This is a genomic window from Pedobacter sp. UYP1 (assembly GCF_040547305.1).
Classification (GTDB): domain Bacteria; phylum Bacteroidota; class Bacteroidia; order Sphingobacteriales; family Sphingobacteriaceae; genus Pedobacter.
Genome location: NZ_JBEPPL010000003.1, coordinates 168,414 through 186,015, shown reverse-complemented (window position 1 = coordinate 186,015; position 17,602 = coordinate 168,414). Strand labels below are relative to the sequence as shown.

Genomic DNA, 17,602 nt, shown 5'->3' with positions numbered 1-17,602 from the left:
CTATTGATGATTATTATTACTTTTGCGCCGAACATGATTGTATTAAAAAATATAACTAAACAATTTCATCAAAAAAACAGGGAGATTACGGCTTTGTCGGACGTCTCTCTGACCGTACCCAAAGGTAAAATCTATGGGGTGATCGGGGCATCGGGTGCGGGAAAAAGCACCTTGATCCGCTGTGTGAATTTGTTGGAAAGACCAACATCAGGTGAGGTTATCGTAGATGGACTGAACCTGATTGATTTATCGCCAGCAGCACTGGCTAAAGAAAGAAGACAGATCGGTATGATCTTTCAGCATTTCAATTTATTATCATCCAGAACGGTTTCTGAAAACATTGCATTTCCTTTAGAGCTGGATAAGGTTCCTAAAGATCAGATCCAAAAAAGAGTTGCTGAATTGCTGGCGCTGGTTGGGCTTGAAGATAAAGGAAAAGACTATCCTGCTAATTTATCTGGTGGACAGAAACAAAGGGTTGCCATTGCCAGAACGCTGGCGAGTAATCCAAAAGTGTTGTTATGCGATGAGGCTACAAGTGCTTTAGATCCGGCAACAACAAAATCTATTCTTACCTTATTAAAAGATATCAATAAAAGGCTGAACATTACTATTTTACTGATTACCCACGAAATGGATGTGGTGAAAAGTATTTGTGATGAGGTTGCGGTCATCAGTGCGGGTAAATTAATTGAGCAAGGAACTGTCAGTGAAATTTTTGCCCATCCTAAAGCAGAACTTACCCGTGAATTTATCGCTTCATCTTTGAAAATAAATATCCCGGAAACCTATCTGGAAAGACTGAGTTCTACGCTGACTGCAGATAAAAAGCCATTATTAAAGCTTGAATTTACCGGACAGTCTGTAGATGATCCTGTACTTTCAGAAGTGAGCAGGTTATTCAACCTGAATAACAATATTATTTACGCACAAATTGAATATGCCGGAGGTGTTAAATTTGGCGCTATGGTAATTGAAGTTTCCGGTGCACAGCAAGACAGCCTGAAGGCAATAGCATATTATGAAGAAAAACAAATCAAAGTGGAGGTTTTAGGGTATGTCTGATGCGATGATTTTAATGATGTTCAAAGGGACATGGGAGACTATAGTGATGACCTTTGTCTCGGGTTTTTTCGGTTTTGTGATCGGATTACCAACCGGAGTGATGCTTTATCTGACCAGAAAAGGTCAGGTGCTGGAAAACAGAACGCTGAATAATATTGTATCAGTTTTCGTCAATGTTTTCCGCTCTATTCCGTTTATTATTCTGATTGTATGGATGATTCCTTTTACCCGGATGCTGGTTGGAACTTCTATCGGTATTGAAGCTGCTTTAGTTCCTTTAAGTATCGGAGCAGCACCTTTTATTGCCAGAATGGTAGAAAATAGTTTAATCGAAGTGCCGGGTGGACTGGTTGAGGCGGCAAGGGCGATGGGGGCAACTCCTTTTCAGATCGTTTGTAAAGTATTATTGCCAGAAGCATTGCCTTCCCTGATTAATACGGCTTCCATTACTTTAATCACACTTGTTGGTTATTCGGCTATGGGTGGAGCAGTTGGTGCAGGAGGATTGGGACAGATCGGTTATCAATATGGCTATGTAGGTTATGATGTACTGGTAATGAACACGGTGTTGATCGTACTGGTTGCTTTAGTTTTCGCGATCCAGTTTACCGGAGATTTTCTTGCTAAACGTGTAGACCACAGAAAATAAAAGCTTTTACGCTAAAAATAAATAAGACGGACCAGGTTTGCTCCTGAGGTCAATTAAAAATATAAATACTGCGAACAACAACAAATATTTACTGATGAAAATGAAAATCAATTTACTGGCAGCTGTGGCTGTAATCGCTTCAGTATCCTTATTCAGCTGCGGCGGAGGTGCTAAAAAGAATGACCCGAACCATATTAAAGTAGGGGTAGAATCAGGGCCGGAATTTGCAGTTGCTGAAGCTGCTCAGAAAGTTGCCAAAGAGAAATTTGGCTTAGAAGTAGAATTGGTACAATTCAACGATTTCGTGATGCCTAATGAAGCACTTAGCCAGGGTGATTTAGATGTGAATGTGTTCCAGAACAAACCTTATCTGGATGTACAGACTAAACAACGTGGTTATAAATTTGTGATCCAGGGCAATACTTTTGTTTTCCCATTAGCTGGTTATTCTAAAAAAATTAAGAAAATTGAAGAGTTAAAGGAAGGCAATACGATTATCATTCCTAATGATCCGACAAACGGTGGCCGTGCTTTACTTCTTTTACAAAAATCAGGCTTACTGAAATTAAAAGATGGTGTTGGCTTATTACCTACTGTAAATGATATTATAGAAAATCCTAAAAAGATAAAGATCCTTGAATTGGAAGCTCCGCAATTGCCAAGAGCACTGGATGACCAAAATGTAACTATCGCTGTGATCAATAATACTTTTGCGACTTCTGTAGGCTTAATTGCAGACCGTGACGGACTAATTGTAGAAGATAAGAAATCACCTTATGTAAATATCATTGTATCCAGAGAAGATAACAAAGATGAAGAGAAGATCAAGAAATTTGTAAAGGCTTTTCAATCTGATGAAGTGGCGGAAGCTGCTGCTAAAATATTCAAAGGTGGTGCTGTTAAGGGCTGGTAAAAACTAGTTATCTCCAAAAACGATATAAGTATCAGGCAAAGTCAGTTGAACGAGTTGTGCATCCAAAGAAGAAAAACTGTGGTCCTTAAAGATGGGCTGGTCAAAGAAGAAGGTACACACCAAAAACTATTGGCGGTTAATGGTTTGTACCATCAGCTATGGGAGATTCAACAAAAACTGGGAGGCTGGAAAATCAAAAGCTAAGCTAGCTTTCACTGACTCCTGCTGTCCAGTAGACTGTTGCCTTTAATTCAGTTTTGTCTAGTTGTAGTTCGTTTTTCGCATAAGAGCGGATGTTTTTAACTGCGTTAGCTTCAGCAGCAGCCCACAGTAACCTGGTTTCAAAGCCGGGAGCAGGAAACTCAGTGGCTTTAACTGCATCAAAAAGTAGGGTTGATTCTGCGGCAGGTATGCCTTTTCTGGTTAACCACAGAATCTGGACGGCAGAACGGGTATGGATTGTAAAAATATCTGCACTACTGTCTGCTTCTAAAAAGGCGAATCCTCTGGTACTTTCTGGTAAGGCCTCCAGAATAGCTGCAATAGCTGGAATAGCAGTTTCATCGCCTGCTAAAAGATACCAGCTGGCAGGATTAAATCCTCTGCCTGGTTTCATACCTATGCCAAGTTCGTCTCCGATTTTAGCTTTCATCGCCCAGGCGCTTCCAGGGCCATTGTCTCCGTGAAGAAGGAATTCAATTTCCAGTTCGCCTGTTGCTATATCCAGGTTTCTGATGGTATAGGTCCTCCTGATCGGTTCCTGCTCCTGTTGCGGAATAAATATTTTAAGGTTAACACCAGGTTCCATATCAATTGCAGTTTTGAAGATTTCATCCTGAAAAGTGAAACATCTCAAATGCGGGGTAATATCTTTGATGGCAGTAACTTTTGTAGTGGTCCGTATAATTTGCTTCTGTGGCGCTTGTTCTTGTTCTGCTGGATTCATTGTTTATTGTTTAATAATTTGTGTTTAAGGCGGCTCAGCGCTTCCTGAGAAATGCCTAAGTAATTGGCAACCATTCGATTGGAAAGACGTTGCAAGATGGTGGGATGTTCAGCAATTAACGACTGATATCTCGCTGTAGCATCCATGGTAATAAAACTCATCAGCCTTTTGGTATTGGTTACGTATGCACCTTCAAGGTAACTCCTGTAAAATTTCTCCCATTCAGGGATCTGATCCAGCAGGGTGTAAAAATCTTCTCTTGCGATATACAATACCTCTGTTTTTTCCAGTGCCTGAATATTTTCCTGTGAGGGCTGCTGACTAATAAATCCGGTTAGACCAGTGGCGAAATTGTTTTCAAAAGCCAGGTAACGGGTAGCTTCAGCGCCATCTGCTTGCAGAAAATAAATTCGCAGACAGCCACTCTTTACAAAATACATCCTTTTAGAGGATTCTCCTTCAGCGAGTAAAACCTCTTCTTTGCCTACTTGCTGTTCTTTGAAATAGGAAAGGACAGTATCCAGATTAGGTTGACTAATGGTTATTCTCTTTAAAATACAGTCGGACAGGGCTTGTTTGTACATCGTTATGGATTAGATATACTTTCAAAAGTCGCAACTTTTAACTGATTTATGTTGAATTCTCCATATTCTTTAAACAGGTTAATATAAAATGGCTTGTTTTTCAGGTTGTAATTCCCGTTGGCTGCGGTATTGGGCTATATCTTCAATTGAAACGACTGTAAACTCATGAGAAATGGCAAATTCACTGATTTCTCTCAAGCGGGACATAGTACCGTCGGCATTCGTAAGTTCACAGAGTACTGCTGCTGGGCTTAGTCCGGAAAGGTGCATCAAATCTACACTACCTTCGGTATGGCCGCGCCTGCCAAATACACCTGCTTTATTGGCGATTAAAGGGAATACATGGCCTGGTCTGGATAAGCCTTCTGGTAAGGCGCCGGGCTTGCTGGCGGTTTGAATGGTATGTAATCTGTCTGCTGCGGATACGCCTGTAGTGACTCCGGTGGCAGCTTCAATAGAAACTGTAAAGGCGGTTTGATAGCGGCTTGTATTGTTATTGACCATTGGGGCAAGGTCAAGTGAACCGGCTTTTTCAGGAGTGAGGCATAGACAGACTATTCCACTACAAGAGCGGATCATCAGGGCCATATCCTGAACAGACATCTTTTCTGCTGCGAAAATTAAGTCGCCTTCATTTTCCCGGTTTTCATCGTCAACTAGTAAAATACCTTTTCCTGCTTGTAAATAATTGATTGCTTTGTTTACTCTTTCTATATGATCGTTACCAAAATAGGTTAAATAGCTATTCATGACTGTAATTTGTTTGGATCAAATTTCAGGTCTGTTCGGGTGCGAAACATTGATGTAGATCAAAAAAAGAGGTTAATTTGAAGGTATTGATATTGATTTTTATCTGATCAATGCTAATTGAAAGATTTTCTAAATGCTAATGGCGAGAAACTGGTTTTTGCTTTAAATAGCCTGTTAAATGATTGCGGATGTTCAAACCCTAAAGCATAAGCAACCATTAATAGGCCTGAATAGTGCTGTAATTGCCATCGATAGTACATTGTAACCTGAATATTTAATATCTTCCTTTGTCTATAATCTAAAGTATATGAGAATAGTTACACTTGAGGAACACATTTCTTTCCCGGAAATGTCAGACCAGATACCAAAAGATGCTTTGGGCAATTTTGGTCAGTCAGAAGTCATGCAACGTCTGGCTCCAAAACTAGCAGATATTACTCAGGACCGTTTGCGTTCAATGGACGACAACGGAATTACCATGCAGGTACTATCTGTGGACAGTTCCGGAGCTAATCTGCTAAATTCACAAGCAGGGCCGGCTTTTGCCACACAATACAATAACCTGATTGCAGCAAGAATTGCAGGCTTTGAGGATCGGTTTACAGCTTTTGCCCATTTGCCAATGACAGCGCCTGTTGCCGCTGCAGATGAGCTGGAGCGGGCAGTAACTGAACATCATTTTCGTGGTGCAATGATCCGGGGACTTACACAAGATCAATTTTTAGATCAGCCGCAATTTGCGCCGATATTTGAACGGGCTGAGCAACTTGATGTTCCGATTTATTTGCATCCAGGCCTGCCTCCAAAAGGAATCGCTGATATTTATTATAGCGGATTACCCAATCATTCAGGTATGGCAGAAGCACTGGCATGTTATGGTTGGGGATGGCACTCAGAAACAGCATTACATGTTTTACGCCTGCTATTTTCAGGTATTTTCGATCAGTATCCTAAGTTAAAACTGATTATTGGCCATATGGGAGAAATGCTGCCCATGATGATGGCAAGGTCTGAGAAAGCATTCAAACCCGGAAATGGAGGCGCCAATCAGCGTTCGCTTACCGATACTTTTCATCAGCAGGTTCACATCACTACCAGTGGCTTTTTTACGCAGCCACCCTTAAGAATTGCTTTAGATACTTTTGGGATTGATAATATCATGTTTTCTATCGATTATCCGTTTAGTACAAATGAAATGGGGATTGAATTTTTGAAGGCGATTGACCTTCCACAGGAGCAGGTAGCGAAAATTGCGCATGGTAATGCAGATAAATTATTGAAATTAACGCCGTAATTTACAGGGATGAAAAGTATTCCGGTAGATCAGTTACAACACAAGACCAGTGCAGGTGTGCAGGTCAAGGTTTTCCTGTCGGATGATAAACAGCAAAATAATGCACAAGTTGCCCACCGGGATGATCATTATATTTTTTTTCTGCTGACAAAAGGCTCAGGAACTGTAAAGGTCGATTTGCAAAATATAATGGTAACCGCGGGGCAACTATATTATATATTACCTTCGCAAATACACTACCGGATCAAAGCTAACCAGGCTGAAGGATGGTTTCTTGCAGTAGATACCGCATTAATTGCTGCGGATTTCAAAGCTGTTTTTGAGCAGGGGCAAAATTTACAAGTTCCTTGCGATTTGACGGATTACGAATTAAAGCAGTATGCAAGTCTGCTCCGGGTTTTGCGAAATGAGTTTATTGAACGTACAGATGATAAATATTATTTGCCGGTTATTCATACCCTTGTCCAATCATTTTTGGCAATGGCAGCGAGTACTTATGATGGTTTGAAACCGATCGCAAATAAACATACCCGGTCAGCGGAACTTGCCCGTCAGTTTAAAGACTTATTAGCGGCACATAGCCATACCATTAAGAATCCGTCAGCTTATGCTTCAAAGCTTAATGTTTCATCAGGTTATTTAAATGAAGCTATAAAGAAAGTTACTGGTTCAACAGTAAGTTATTGGATTCAGCAGGAAATTTTCAGTGAGGCCAAACGCTTGCTGTATCATACGAATGCAGATATCAAACAGATCGCCCAGGAATTAGGGTATATGGATTACTCTTATTTTAGCCGTTCGTTTCGTAAAGTATCAGGGTTATCCCCTTTACAATTCAGGGCACTCAACCGGAAGTCTTTTTAAACGATTTCCATTTGTGCCAGCTATTCGATAAGTTTAGATTTTCAGATCATCCCGTTCATGAGATATTTTAAACTAAACCCAAACGTTACCAGTAAAAAATGGAAAGGAATTTTAAACCTTGGTGAGCTGCGTCACAAAAATAAGGAGCTGGATGAGGTTGAACTTGCTGAACAAAAACAAGAGATCATATTAACTCCATTGCATTATGAAGTGCTGATTGCCGGGGAAATTTCTCCTGTAAATACAATAGGAGCTGACTTTCTGGTGTTTGATGAAGCAATTCCTGGACTTGAAACGCTGCATACCTACGGAGTGCAGTACGTGCCTTTGCTGAACAAAGAGCTAAAACATCGGTATATATTGATGCATGTTTTTAATCATATTGATTGTGTGGATTGGACTTTGTCTGCTTATGAGCCCTGGCCAAAAGAGAAGGAAGTAAAAGACTGGCAGAATCCCAGAGGCAAATTCTTTTTTAAGCCTGTGCTGATTCAGGAAAAAATCCCCGGACAACTGCATGTATTCCGTTTAAAAGAATGGGGTGGTGCATTTAATATCATTGTTTCTGAGGAATTTAAGCAAGCTGTATTATCCCTTAGTTTTGATCACTCATTTCTGGAATTTCATCCGCTATCTGTTCATTAGGTGAACAAGAGCAGTGAATATCCTGCCTGATCATGAACACAAACGTTTGCGTAATCTTTTTTTATTTTTCCTCTTTCTACAGCCCTTAAATATCTATACATTAGGTATAAATCAGGTCTTTGTATGAACGGTATCTGAGGTGCGAATTTTATTGATAAGTTAATATTCAATTAATCGCAGGAACCTACTTTTGCGGTTTAAAATTAGTCCGCAGGCACTTACCATTTAAATAAGAGAAGATTAAAATGTCAGTTACTTTAAGCCATTCTGGAGATGACTAAACCGTTTAAAAGTGATTTTTTTTATCTTCTTGCCTTAGACAGAAATAAGGCATTCGAAAAACTATTTGAAGAATTCTGGCAGCCTTTGTATCGAAAGGCTTATAGTAAGGTGCAGTCTGAAGATCTGGCAAAGGATTTGGTTCAGGAAGTTTTTATTGCCTTTTGGGATAACCTGGATAGCTTAACAGCTGATTATAATATTCCGGCTTATCTGCATGGTATTTTACGGAATAAGACGCTTAAGGTTTTTGAAAAAGATGCAGTGCGTTTAAAGTATGCTTTAGAAAGCTGTCCTGTAGATTTTCCGGTAGAATTTTGTGCACATGAAATGCTTTTGGGAAAAGAACTCCAATTAATTATTGAGAGTGAAGTGAACCGGATGCCTTCTCGAATGAAAGAAATTTACGCGCTAAAGAAGGATGATGATTTCTCTATTAAGCAGATTGCAGATGAATTAGGCCTCTCAGAACAGACGATTAAGAATCAATTGCAAAATGCATATAATCGTTTAAGATCGAAATTAAGAGAGTATAATCCTAACCTGGTCGGATTATCTGTTGTTTTAATAAAAATCCTATTTTATTTTAAATCCTTATAGTACTTTCTTGTTCCTGAACGGATATATAAGAAACAAAGCTTATTTTGGACCCGGAACAATTTAGAATACTGATTGCAAAATATAACAGCAATACAGCAACAGCAGCAGAAAGAGCGCTGGTGGAGAACTGGTATGACCAAGCTGGTGGCAACGAATTTTTACCGGAAACAGGTGATTTGAAGGAAGAGCTTTATAGCGGGATAAAAAAGCACATAGTGGCTAATCAGCCGGTTCGGACATCTTTAGAAACAATTCAGCCCGCTTCAAAAAAAGACAGGAAATTATACACTTGGATTAGCTCGGCTGCAGTTTTGTGCATCGTGTTCAGCATTGCTGTTCTTTATTTGAAACCAGTAAACCGCATTCATAAGAGTTTAGCTTCTTCTAAAGCAATCAAACAAATCTCGCCAGGAACAAATAAAGCGATCTTAACTTTAGCTGATGGAAGCAAAATCAGCCTTTCTGATGCTGGAAATGGTCAGCTCGCTAAACAGGCTGGGGTAAGCGTGACGAAAACGAAAAATGGTGGGTTGATTTATCGGGTGATTGGTGATGATCTGGCAACCGCTAAATACAATACAATTTCTACACCACGGGGCGGGCAATATCAACTGCTGCTTGCTGATGGTACAAAAATCTGGCTGAATGCCAATTCTTCTTTAACATTTCCTACTGCATTTCCCGGAGCTACACGTAAAGTTAAACTTACAGGTGAAGCTTATTTTGAAGTGGCAAAAGATAAATCAAAGGCTTTTTTTGTAGAAACAGCACAAACACAGGTCAGGGTGTTGGGAACACATTTCAATATTATGGCTTATGCAGATGAAAGTTCTCAGCAAACTACTTTGCTCGAAGGCGCTGTTGAATTGAGTAAAGGAACCGAAAAATCAGTATTAAAACCTGGACAGCAAGCAAGGACTACAGGTTCTTCGTGGCAGATTAGTGTGCGGGACCTTGAAAATGCGGCAGAAGCAATTGCCTGGAAAAATGGGTATTTCCAATTTGAAAAATCTGATCTCCATTCTTTGATGCGGCAAATTTCAAGATGGTATGCGACAGACGTGGTTTATGAAGGGGTTATGCCTAAAAAAGAGTATTCAGGTAAGATTCCAAGAAGCGTAAATGTAAAAACATTACTAGAGATGCTTGCATATTCTGGTATTCACTGCCATATAGAAAACAATAAAATTGTAGTTAGTCAGCGCTAAAAAAATTACCAATTCAAATAATAAATGAACCTCTTTTAAACCCGGCTATATGAAATAGGATTACTCTGAATCTTCTTTAAAACGGTTGACCTATAAAAAACGGGAAGTGTTCGAACCACTCCCCGCTAAATATCGGGTTCAACTCCTTATGGGCCAAAGGCCCATATCCGTAAAAAAATTATCTAAGCAATAATGATTTAAAAACCCAAGCGCAATTTATGAATTTTAGTGCATTCTTCAAGACTGTACCACGAATACAGTTCAAATCTTCTCAATTCTTATTAGTGATGAAACTATTTGTAATCCTGCTGTTTACAGGCCTGATGCAGGTCCATGCCAATGTTTACAGCCAAAAAATCACACTCAGGCAAAAAAATGTTTCTATTGAAACTGTCTTGAAAGCAATAGAAAAACAAAGCGATTATCTGTTTTTATACGATAATCTGGAAGTTGCCGGAGCTGCCAGAGTTTCTATTGACATTACTCAGGGAACAATTGAGCAGGTTTTGCAAGCTTGTCTGAAAAATCAGTCTTTAACGTACAAGATTTTTCAAAAAAATATTGTCCTCAAAAAGAGTATCCCTGCAATTGAAAATGTGATTTCAGATCCTGTCAAAGGAAAAGTACTGGACGAAAATGGCGTGCCAATTACTGGCGCAAGTGTTTTAATCAAAGGAACCAAAGTAGGGGCAATGACTGATAATAATGGTAATTTTAGCCTCAATGCGCCAAAAGGAGCCACGCTTGTCATTTCTTTTATTGGTTTTGGTGCGCAGGAGATCGTTGTGGGCAATGCACAGCAATATACGATTTCGCTAAAGCCGGAAGAGAACAAATTGACTGAGGTGGTGGTTACCGCTTTAGGGATCAAACGTTCTGAAAAATCGCTGGGTTATGCGGTCCAGAAAGTATCCGGTAAAGAGTTACAAACTGTTAAAGGTGTTGATATCGGAACTTCTTTAACTGGTAGAGTGGCAGGTTTAGTCGTGAAAAATTCTACGGAGTTTAACGCCAGGCCAACGCTTGAACTTCGGGGAGAGGCTGCTATTTTAGTGGTTGACGGTGTGGATTATGACAATTTAACCCTGCGGGATATTCCTACGGACGATATCGAAAGTATAGATATTTTGAAAGGCCCTACGGCTTCTGCATTATATGGTGCCAGAGCTAAAGGTGGGGTATACTTGATTACGACCAAAAAAGGAGCAGCTGGGAAGGGTTTTTCTGTGGATGTGAACAGCAATACGATGTTTCAGCTGGGCTACCTTGCAATTCCTGAAGTGCAGAGTTCTTATGCGCGTGGGGATAACGGCAACTTAAACAATGATTATGTATGGGGGCCTAAGCTGGATATTGGTAAAACAGGAAGAGACTGGAATCCTGTCACTAAACAGTTTGAAGACAATATGCCTTTGCGTTCGGTAGGTAAAGATAATCTGAAGAATTTTACCCGTACAGGGATTATTGCCAATAACAATATCACAATAGCACAAACTGGTGAAAATGGAAGTTTCAAAATTGGTTTGAATCATGTTTACAATAAGGGACAGTTTCCAAACCAGACTTTAAATATGATCAATTTAACCTCTGGTGGTGAAATTAAGATCAATGATAAGTTTAAGATAGAAAGTCATTTTGGTTTAAGCCGCCGTACAGCGCCCCAGGTGTGGGGAGGTGGTTACCAAAATCAAGGATATTTATATCAATTGGTGATGTGGACGGGTACTGAATATGATATCCGGGATTATAAGGATTACTGGAAAGTACCTAATCAGACCCAAAACTGGATGTATACGAACTGGTATGACAATCCTTATTTGATTGCGAATGAGAAACTTGATGCGATTCAGGAGAATACTGTAAATGCAAGTCTGACTGCAAATTATAAAATCACATCAGATTTGAATTTGATGCTCCGCCTGGGTTATGACAATTACAGTAACCGCGAAACGATGCGTAATCCTACGGCAAATATTTACTCTACCCGCGGAGGATGGGATGCCAAAGGAATGTATAGTATCAATAATACAAAAGGCTATAGTACGAGTAATGACTTAATCTTATCTTATAATAAAAGAGTGAACAAGTTCTCTTTTGAAACACTTGCCGGTGGGAACTTCTTCCATAAAGAGGATGAAGGTTTATATGCGGTAACTAAGAACGGATTGATTTCACCAACTTATTTTTCTTTGAATGGCTCGATTGAACCTCCGCGTGTAACGCCTTATTTTTCACCCAAAGAGTCCAGCAGTTTATATGCAAGGGCTGCGGTAGGCTGGAATGATGCTGTGTTTTTAGATTTTACGGGACGTAATGACTGGATCTCAACACAACCAAAGGCCACCGGTTCTTATTTATATCCTTCGGTAGGTTCAAGTGTGGTGATTTCACAGCTGGCCAAATTACCTGAAGTGATCGATATGTTTAAAATCAGGGGGTCTTTTGCAGTCTTTAAAACACCAGCAGGCATTTTTGAAACCAATACAGTATACAAGACTAACAGTGCTGCATGGGGTAATTTAAATAGTGCAAGTTATCCGTATAAGTTATCCGGAGCGAACGATATTCTGCCAAGTTCTCAGCGTACCTGGGAGATCGGTGCTGCGGCATACCTGTTTAAAAAACGTTTACATTTTGATGTGGCTTATTTCAATAAGTACTATTATAACCAGCAGACGAATGCAAAGTTGCCGGCTACTTCTGGATTTGCCACTACTTTGGTGAATACGCAGGAAACTTTTACGCGCCGCGGACTGGAAATTACAATGGATGGTTCTGTGTTGAAGGGCCGGAACTTTGAATGGTATTCTACGGTTAACTGGGCAAATCAACACCGGTATTATGATCAGCTGGATCCAGTTTATTCAAAAGATAACCAATGGGTGAAAAAGGGGCAGCGTTTAGATACGTATACAGCTGAATACTGGCTGACAGATCCTTCGGGCAATGTGATCAACAATAATGGGATTCCGGTGAGCAGTGATTATGATAAAAAATATGGATATAGTGAGCCTGATTTCAGCTTCGGTTTCATCAATAATTTTACCTATAAAAACTGGATGCTGGGTGTCAATATTGATGGCAGGATTGGTGGATTAATGTACAATTATATTTATGATAAAATGTGGGATTCGGGTACGAATCCGGAATCTGATAATCAGTACCGCTATGATCAGGTAGTCAATGGATTGAATAATTATGTGGGCAAAGGTGTGAAAGTTGTCTCCGGGGCGGCTACTTATGATAAGTATGGAAACATAACCAGTGATACCCGTAAATATGCGCCAAATGATGTGCAGGTAGGTTATCAGGATTTTGCACAGAATTACAGGGGCGGTGATATGGGGATACAAAGTGCTTCTTTTATCAAACTCCGGGAAGTTTCTCTGGGGTACAAAGTGCCGGCTTCTTTTACCCGTAAACTGGGGGTTAAATCGGCGTCTTTAGCATTAACCGGACAGAATTTGTTCCTATGGACTAAATTCAAATATTCGGATCCTGACGTCAATAAAGAAGATCTGAATTCACCTTCTATGCGAATGGTTGGATTTAATTTAAGAGTAGGATTTTAATTAGCATTTTTTAAAGAAAGATAGCATGAAGATTTTAAAATATATGATATTATTTGCCGGTTTAGCAGTTGTTGCCGGTGGTTGCCAGAAGTACGAAGAGATCAATACCAATCCGAACGCGACGACCCAGGTCAATTCGTCTATGTTGGCTACAACCTTGATTTTGAACATTACCAGGAATTCAATCAGCACGCAGAAGTCCTTTATGCAACCTTTTTTGCTGGGTAAATACCTGACCTGGGGTGAGGGACAGGAAAGTTATCAATATAATAAATTAGGCAGAACTGATTTTGATTCTGTGAAGGTGTTAAGGAATATCCCGCCAATGCTTAAATATGCAACGAGTGATGGATTGAGAAAATCGTATGAAGGATTAGGGCATTTTATCAGTGCTTATCAGTTTTTCATCAATACGATGCAGGTTGGCGATATGCCATATTCGGAGGCAAACAAAGGGGAGTCTGATCGTATTTTACAACCCAAATATGATACACAAAAGGCAGTTTTTCTGGGGATATTGAAAGAGTTGGATCAGGCAAATGAGTTGTTTGCAGCTGGTGCCAATTTTGAGGGTGATCCGGTTTATGGCGGCAAAACGGATAGCTGGCGCAGACTGGCCAATAGCTTTGAGCTTCATGTACTGCTGAATTTATATAAAAAGACAGGTGACGCGGACCTGAAAGTTATAGCGCGCTTTAAAGATATTGTGGCTAACCGTCCGCTAATGCGTGATTATAAAGATAATTTTGCTTTGGCTTATACAGGAATGGCTGGTCAGAATTATCCTTGGTCTGATGTTCCTGCGGGATCTGGAAATCCTTTTGTGAAATCAAATTATACGATGCTAACAAATGTATTGATTGATCCTTTGAAGGTTTTGAAAGACAGGAGGTTGTTTTATTTTGCAAAGCCTTCTGCTGTGAAAGTTGCAGCTGGTTTAACGCAATCAGATTACAATGCTTATGTAGGTGTCGAGCCTTCAAATGCTTTTACTACACTACAAACAACCAGAGGAAGCAAGGATTATTCTGATTTAAATAACAGGTATCCTCAGCTGGTAAATGCCGAGCCAGTTAGTGTTTTCAGCTATTGGGATTTACAGTTTGTTTTGGCAGAAGCGACTGTAAGGGGCTGGATTAGCGGTACTGCTGCGCAGACTTATTATGCTGCGGGAATTACCAATTCCATGAAGTTTGTTGCTGTGAATACACCGGATCTTGCAGATTATCATCATAATATGAAAATGGACGATGCTTATATTAATGCATATCCTGCTTCGGCAGAGGTGGTTTTAAGTGGTTCAGATCAGCAGCAGATTGGGCAGATTATCACGCAGAAGTACCTGGCTAATTTCTTACAGGGAAGCAAATTTATCGCCTGGTTTGAAAACCGGAGAACGGGATACCCGGTTTTTAAACTCAATGCTTCAACGAGTTTAAATATTCCTTCTTCTAATTTTCCGGTTCGCTGGTTTTATCCTTCGGCAGAGCTGGATTATAATGCGGCGAATGTGACCGCGGCCATTGCGAGTCAGTACAATGGAAGTGATGATAATAACCAGCTGATGTGGATCTTGAAATAATCCGCTCTGGATCTTGAAATAATTGAATGAAGGAGTCTGTATCATTAATTTAATTCGGTTTTAAGAAACAGAATTAAATTTTGTAGATTCCTAAGTGAATTTTAAAAACAATAAAAAACGCCAATCTTCAACTTGAAGAATGGCGTTTTTTATTGTTAATTTAGAGAAGCTCGAAATTTTATTTTGCGGCTAAATTGCAAAAATGACTTATGATACAGCCTCTTTTTTTTGTTCCTGATTTTAAATAAACATTGGAACTAAAATTGTAGTAATTTTACCACACACAGAGTTGAATTAGCTAAATGAGTAAAGTATTTACGATTACTGAGGGGCTGGAAAACATGGGCGCATTGCGTACCGGAGGCCAGGGTTCAGTTTACAAGGGGAGAAGATTTGGTCCAATTATAACGGCAGTGAAATTATTGCCAACACCGGTTCATACAGAAAGTACAGAAGATAAAAACTTCAGGAGTTTCCAGAATGAGGTGGAGAAATTGAAAAAGGTAAATGAGGAGCCTAATCCTAATATAGTTAAGATCTTAAATTCAGGAATTACAGAAAGCGGGTCATTTCCATTTATAGAAATGGAGTTTATTGATGGACCTGATCTGGAAGAGTTACTGAAAGAGCCTCATGATAAAATATTCCCGGTCAAGGAAGTGATTAAGGTGGCCGATCATCTGGCAAATGCTTTAGCGCATTGTCATAAGGTGACGGTAAAGCATGGGGATATCAAGAGTAATAATGTTAAATTTAATATCCATACGGGCAATTATGTCTTGCTGGATTTTGGTTTATCGGCGATGTCTGATGAGCAGCGCAGAACGAGTATCCGCCATGCGGGTGCGATCGAATTCATGGCTCCTGAGCAGAGTGAGGGGCAAATGTTGCTGGAAACAGATATTTACAGCTACGGCATAATTCTATATGAGTTATTGGCCGGGCAGGTTCCTTTTCCTTTAGTAGATAATGGGCAAAAGTCAAGGAATGATGTCCTGGTTGGCCATTTAGAGTCGCCAGTTCCTGACTTGCTGACTTTAAGGCAACAGAATTTACCTGAAGACTGGTCTGAGGAGAAAAAAGCACATGAAATGCAGGTTCCGGCCTGGTTGCTGTCTGTGATTAGTAAGTGTTTGGAGAAAGCACCTTCGGCCAGGTATAAAAGTGGAATGGCCTTACAGTATGCGATTGTCCACAGCAGTATTGCTGATGCAGGCAGTACGTTCGTTGATGCGCCAGGTACTGCTTTATTGCAAATGGAGAATGAAAGGTTACAAACTTTGCTGAGGCATTATCAGGAAGCACAGGAGGAAAAGCCTGTTGTTCGTGATGCTGGTATAATTGCGATCTCTAAGCCTGTATTTTATGTTTTATCGGCAGGAGTGGTTTTCATGATTGCCCTGCTGAGTTACTTTCTATTATTTAAAGAACCTGTCAAACCTGTTAAGAAGGAGCTTCCGGTGAAAACAACGACAACTCCGGTTACTACAAATCCAGCTGAAGAAGATAAAGGTTATGCCTGGGATAAGGAGCGGGATTCTTTAAAAGATAGTGGAAATACGGAAACGCAGCCGGTACAGTTGAAGCCTGTTCCACAAGCTCCGCGTGATACCACAACGATGAATCTGGATACTACGCTTCATTTCTAAAATTGGATTCCAGGGGTTTCCTACATAAAAAAGAATAACATGGCAGAAAAATCAACTTTCTGGAAAAAGACAGGTCTTCAGGACTGGTTTCTTCCGACAGAAAAAAGTAAAGCTAAAAAAGTAGTCAAAGGTTTAACACCTGACGAAGTTTATAAATATATACTGGATAAGTTCAAAGAGTCTATTACTCAGCTTTCTTTTGCGAACCGGGTAGTTTTTTATCATGAATACATTATTTGTTTCAATGAGGAGGATTATAAAGAGTTTCTGGATCATAAACAGGGCTTATTCGGAATCATTGTACACGAGTCGGTGAACCAGTTTTATGAAGTTTTAAAGGAATACCGCAAAGCTGGTAAAACGGTAGAGCCTTCGAGTTCTAAATGGGTTTTCAGATTGGCTTCTCACCCGGATTATGAGCGTGGGGATAAAGGGTTCATTGGAAAATTATTGCCTGGAAGTACTAAAAAAGAGGAGAATTTAAGAGTCACCTTTATTCCAAGGCAAACGGGAATTGCAGAAACGCTTGATGTGAACCAGGATATTTTAAATGGCTTCACCTATTATAGTGAGGGTTATTATGAATTGCCTTATGCAATGGATCTGGAAAATGCTAAATTGGTTAAGGGGAAGTCTGATAAGGTTCTTGCGCGTTTTGAAACGATTATGCCAGATCAGAATTTCAGGGGTAAAAAGCTGGAATACCTGATGACCACGCAAGAGATATTGGTCTCTGGTAAGGATGAAGAGCGAAAGGAGCCTTATATTTTTAGTATTCCTTCAGATTGGGTGAATACGCCTCATTTAAGTATCCGGTATGCAGAGAGTGAGGGTAAGTTTTACCTGGCATCTTTTGGAGAGAAAACAATGGTGAACGAGGTAGAGGTATACCGGAGTTCGGTAGATGCTCCGGATTGGGTAGCACTGCCTTTTAATTCAAAGATACTGCTGAACGGTATTATCGGGATCAACATTTTTAAGCCTTAGATCCGGATGGGGAAT

16 protein-coding genes and 1 pseudogene are annotated in these 17,602 nt (G+C 40.0%); 13 read left to right on the top strand and 4 right to left on the bottom strand.

Annotation, left to right across the window (positions count from 1 at the left end; genetic code table 11):
• Positions 1 to 6 precede the first annotated feature (6 nt).
• From metN to ABIB30_RS08615, 4 genes are all read left to right on the top strand, one after another.
• The gene (metN, locus tag ABIB30_RS08630) at positions 7 to 1,065 is read left to right on the top strand and encodes a methionine ABC transporter ATP-binding protein MetN (RefSeq protein WP_354301088.1); all 1,059 of its coding nucleotides are present in this window, start codon (positions 7 to 9) and stop codon (positions 1,063 to 1,065) included.
• Positions 1,058 to 1,714, top strand: coding sequence for a methionine ABC transporter permease MetI (locus ABIB30_RS08625; protein WP_183866507.1), 657 nt, complete (start codon positions 1,058 to 1,060; stop codon positions 1,712 to 1,714). Before metN ends, ABIB30_RS08625 begins: the two co-directional genes overlap by 8 nt.
• A gap of 94 nt (positions 1,715 to 1,808) precedes the next feature.
• The gene (gene metQ / locus ABIB30_RS08620; protein ID WP_354301086.1) at positions 1,809 to 2,627 is read left to right on the top strand and encodes a methionine ABC transporter substrate-binding lipoprotein MetQ; all 819 of its coding nucleotides are present in this window, start codon (positions 1,809 to 1,811) and stop codon (positions 2,625 to 2,627) included.
• 78 nt (positions 2,628 to 2,705) lie between these two features.
• Complete coding sequence (locus ABIB30_RS08615; protein ID WP_354301084.1) at positions 2,706 to 2,831, top strand: hypothetical protein; 126 nt, start codon at positions 2,706 to 2,708, stop codon at positions 2,829 to 2,831.
• Position 2,832: 1 nt separating this feature from the next.
• Here ABIB30_RS08615 and ABIB30_RS08610 read toward each other — a convergent pair whose 3' ends face one another.
• The 4 genes and pseudogenes from ABIB30_RS08610 to ABIB30_RS08595 form a co-directional block, all read right to left on the bottom strand.
• Positions 2,833 to 3,573, bottom strand: coding sequence for a siderophore-interacting protein (locus tag ABIB30_RS08610; RefSeq protein WP_354301082.1), 741 nt, complete (start codon positions 3,571 to 3,573; stop codon positions 2,833 to 2,835).
• Positions 3,570 to 4,157 carry a Crp/Fnr family transcriptional regulator gene (locus ABIB30_RS08605; RefSeq protein ID WP_354301080.1) on the bottom strand — a complete coding sequence of 196 codons (588 nt, stop codon included), beginning with the start codon at positions 4,155 to 4,157 and terminating at the stop codon, positions 3,570 to 3,572. The genes ABIB30_RS08610 and ABIB30_RS08605 overlap by 4 nt, the downstream gene beginning before the upstream one ends.
• 78 nt (positions 4,158 to 4,235) lie before the next feature.
• Positions 4,236 to 4,907 (bottom strand): 3,4-dihydroxy-2-butanone-4-phosphate synthase, encoded by a 672-nt coding sequence (gene ribB / locus ABIB30_RS08600; RefSeq protein WP_354301078.1) that lies wholly within the window; start codon positions 4,905 to 4,907, stop codon positions 4,236 to 4,238.
• A 113-nt stretch (positions 4,908 to 5,020) separates the two neighbouring features.
• A pseudogene (locus tag ABIB30_RS08595) lies at positions 5,021 to 5,122 on the bottom strand (AraC family transcriptional regulator); the annotation flags it as partial.
• Positions 5,123 to 5,214: 92 nt separating this feature from the next.
• On the opposite strand from ABIB30_RS08595, the gene ABIB30_RS08590 reads away from it, so the two are divergent.
• The 9 genes from ABIB30_RS08590 to ABIB30_RS08550 all read left to right on the top strand — a co-directional run bounded on the left by ABIB30_RS08590 (position 5,215) and on the right by ABIB30_RS08550 (position 17,587).
• The gene (locus ABIB30_RS08590; RefSeq protein ID WP_354301076.1) at positions 5,215 to 6,201 is read left to right on the top strand and encodes an amidohydrolase family protein; all 987 of its coding nucleotides are present in this window, start codon (positions 5,215 to 5,217) and stop codon (positions 6,199 to 6,201) included.
• Positions 6,202 to 6,210: 9 nt separating this feature from the next.
• On the top strand, positions 6,211 to 7,065 hold the full coding sequence (locus ABIB30_RS08585) for an AraC family transcriptional regulator (RefSeq protein WP_354301074.1): 855 nt from the start codon (positions 6,211 to 6,213) through the stop codon (positions 7,063 to 7,065).
• A 57-nt stretch (positions 7,066 to 7,122) separates the two neighbouring features.
• A complete protein-coding gene (locus ABIB30_RS08580; RefSeq protein WP_354301072.1) occupies positions 7,123 to 7,710 on the top strand; it encodes an imm11 family protein in 588 nt (195 codons plus the stop codon).
• Positions 7,711 to 7,983: 273 nt separating this feature from the next.
• Complete coding sequence (locus tag ABIB30_RS08575; protein ID WP_354301070.1) at positions 7,984 to 8,589, top strand: RNA polymerase sigma factor; 606 nt, start codon at positions 7,984 to 7,986, stop codon at positions 8,587 to 8,589.
• A 44-nt stretch (positions 8,590 to 8,633) separates the two neighbouring features.
• On the top strand, positions 8,634 to 9,797 hold the full coding sequence (locus tag ABIB30_RS08570; RefSeq protein ID WP_354301068.1) for a FecR family protein: 1,164 nt from the start codon (positions 8,634 to 8,636) through the stop codon (positions 9,795 to 9,797).
• 218 nt (positions 9,798 to 10,015) lie between these two features.
• Positions 10,016 to 13,369 carry a SusC/RagA family TonB-linked outer membrane protein gene (locus ABIB30_RS08565; protein WP_354301066.1) on the top strand — a complete coding sequence of 1,118 codons (3,354 nt, stop codon included), beginning with the start codon at positions 10,016 to 10,018 and terminating at the stop codon, positions 13,367 to 13,369.
• 25 nt (positions 13,370 to 13,394) lie between these two features.
• Complete coding sequence (locus ABIB30_RS08560; protein ID WP_354301064.1) at positions 13,395 to 14,951, top strand: SusD/RagB family nutrient-binding outer membrane lipoprotein; 1,557 nt, start codon at positions 13,395 to 13,397, stop codon at positions 14,949 to 14,951.
• A 302-nt stretch (positions 14,952 to 15,253) separates the two neighbouring features.
• Entirely contained in the window at positions 15,254 to 16,600 is a 1,347-nt protein-coding gene (locus tag ABIB30_RS08555; protein ID WP_354301063.1) for a serine/threonine protein kinase, read from the top strand.
• A 39-nt stretch (positions 16,601 to 16,639) separates the two neighbouring features.
• Complete coding sequence (locus ABIB30_RS08550) at positions 16,640 to 17,587, top strand: hypothetical protein (protein ID WP_354301061.1); 948 nt, start codon at positions 16,640 to 16,642, stop codon at positions 17,585 to 17,587.
• The last annotated feature ends 15 nt before the right edge of the window (positions 17,588 to 17,602 follow it).

Excerpts from the sequence above, each read along its gene's own strand:
- metN (WP_354301088.1), top strand. The coding sequence starts at position 7 with ATGATTATTATTACTTTTGCGCCGAACATGATTGTATTAAAAAATATA.
- ABIB30_RS08625 (WP_183866507.1), top strand. The coding sequence starts at position 1,058 with ATGTCTGATGCGATGATTTTAATGATGTTCAAAGGGACATGGGAGACT.
- metQ (WP_354301086.1), top strand. The coding sequence starts at position 1,809 with ATGAAAATGAAAATCAATTTACTGGCAGCTGTGGCTGTAATCGCTTCA.
- ABIB30_RS08610 (WP_354301082.1), bottom strand. The coding sequence starts at position 3,573 with ATGAATCCAGCAGAACAAGAACAAGCGCCACAGAAGCAAATTATACGG.
- ABIB30_RS08605 (WP_354301080.1), bottom strand. The coding sequence starts at position 4,157 with ATGTACAAACAAGCCCTGTCCGACTGTATTTTAAAGAGAATAACCATT.
- ribB (WP_354301078.1), bottom strand. The coding sequence starts at position 4,907 with ATGAATAGCTATTTAACCTATTTTGGTAACGATCATATAGAAAGAGTA.
- ABIB30_RS08590 (WP_354301076.1), top strand. The coding sequence starts at position 5,215 with ATGAGAATAGTTACACTTGAGGAACACATTTCTTTCCCGGAAATGTCA.
- ABIB30_RS08585 (WP_354301074.1), top strand. The coding sequence starts at position 6,211 with ATGAAAAGTATTCCGGTAGATCAGTTACAACACAAGACCAGTGCAGGT.
- ABIB30_RS08580 (WP_354301072.1), top strand. The coding sequence starts at position 7,123 with ATGAGATATTTTAAACTAAACCCAAACGTTACCAGTAAAAAATGGAAA.
- ABIB30_RS08575 (WP_354301070.1), top strand. The coding sequence starts at position 7,984 with ATGACTAAACCGTTTAAAAGTGATTTTTTTTATCTTCTTGCCTTAGAC.
- ABIB30_RS08565 (WP_354301066.1), top strand. The coding sequence starts at position 10,016 with ATGAATTTTAGTGCATTCTTCAAGACTGTACCACGAATACAGTTCAAA.
- ABIB30_RS08560 (WP_354301064.1), top strand. The coding sequence starts at position 13,395 with ATGAAGATTTTAAAATATATGATATTATTTGCCGGTTTAGCAGTTGTT.
- ABIB30_RS08555 (WP_354301063.1), top strand. The coding sequence starts at position 15,254 with ATGAGTAAAGTATTTACGATTACTGAGGGGCTGGAAAACATGGGCGCA.
- ABIB30_RS08550 (WP_354301061.1), top strand. The coding sequence starts at position 16,640 with ATGGCAGAAAAATCAACTTTCTGGAAAAAGACAGGTCTTCAGGACTGG.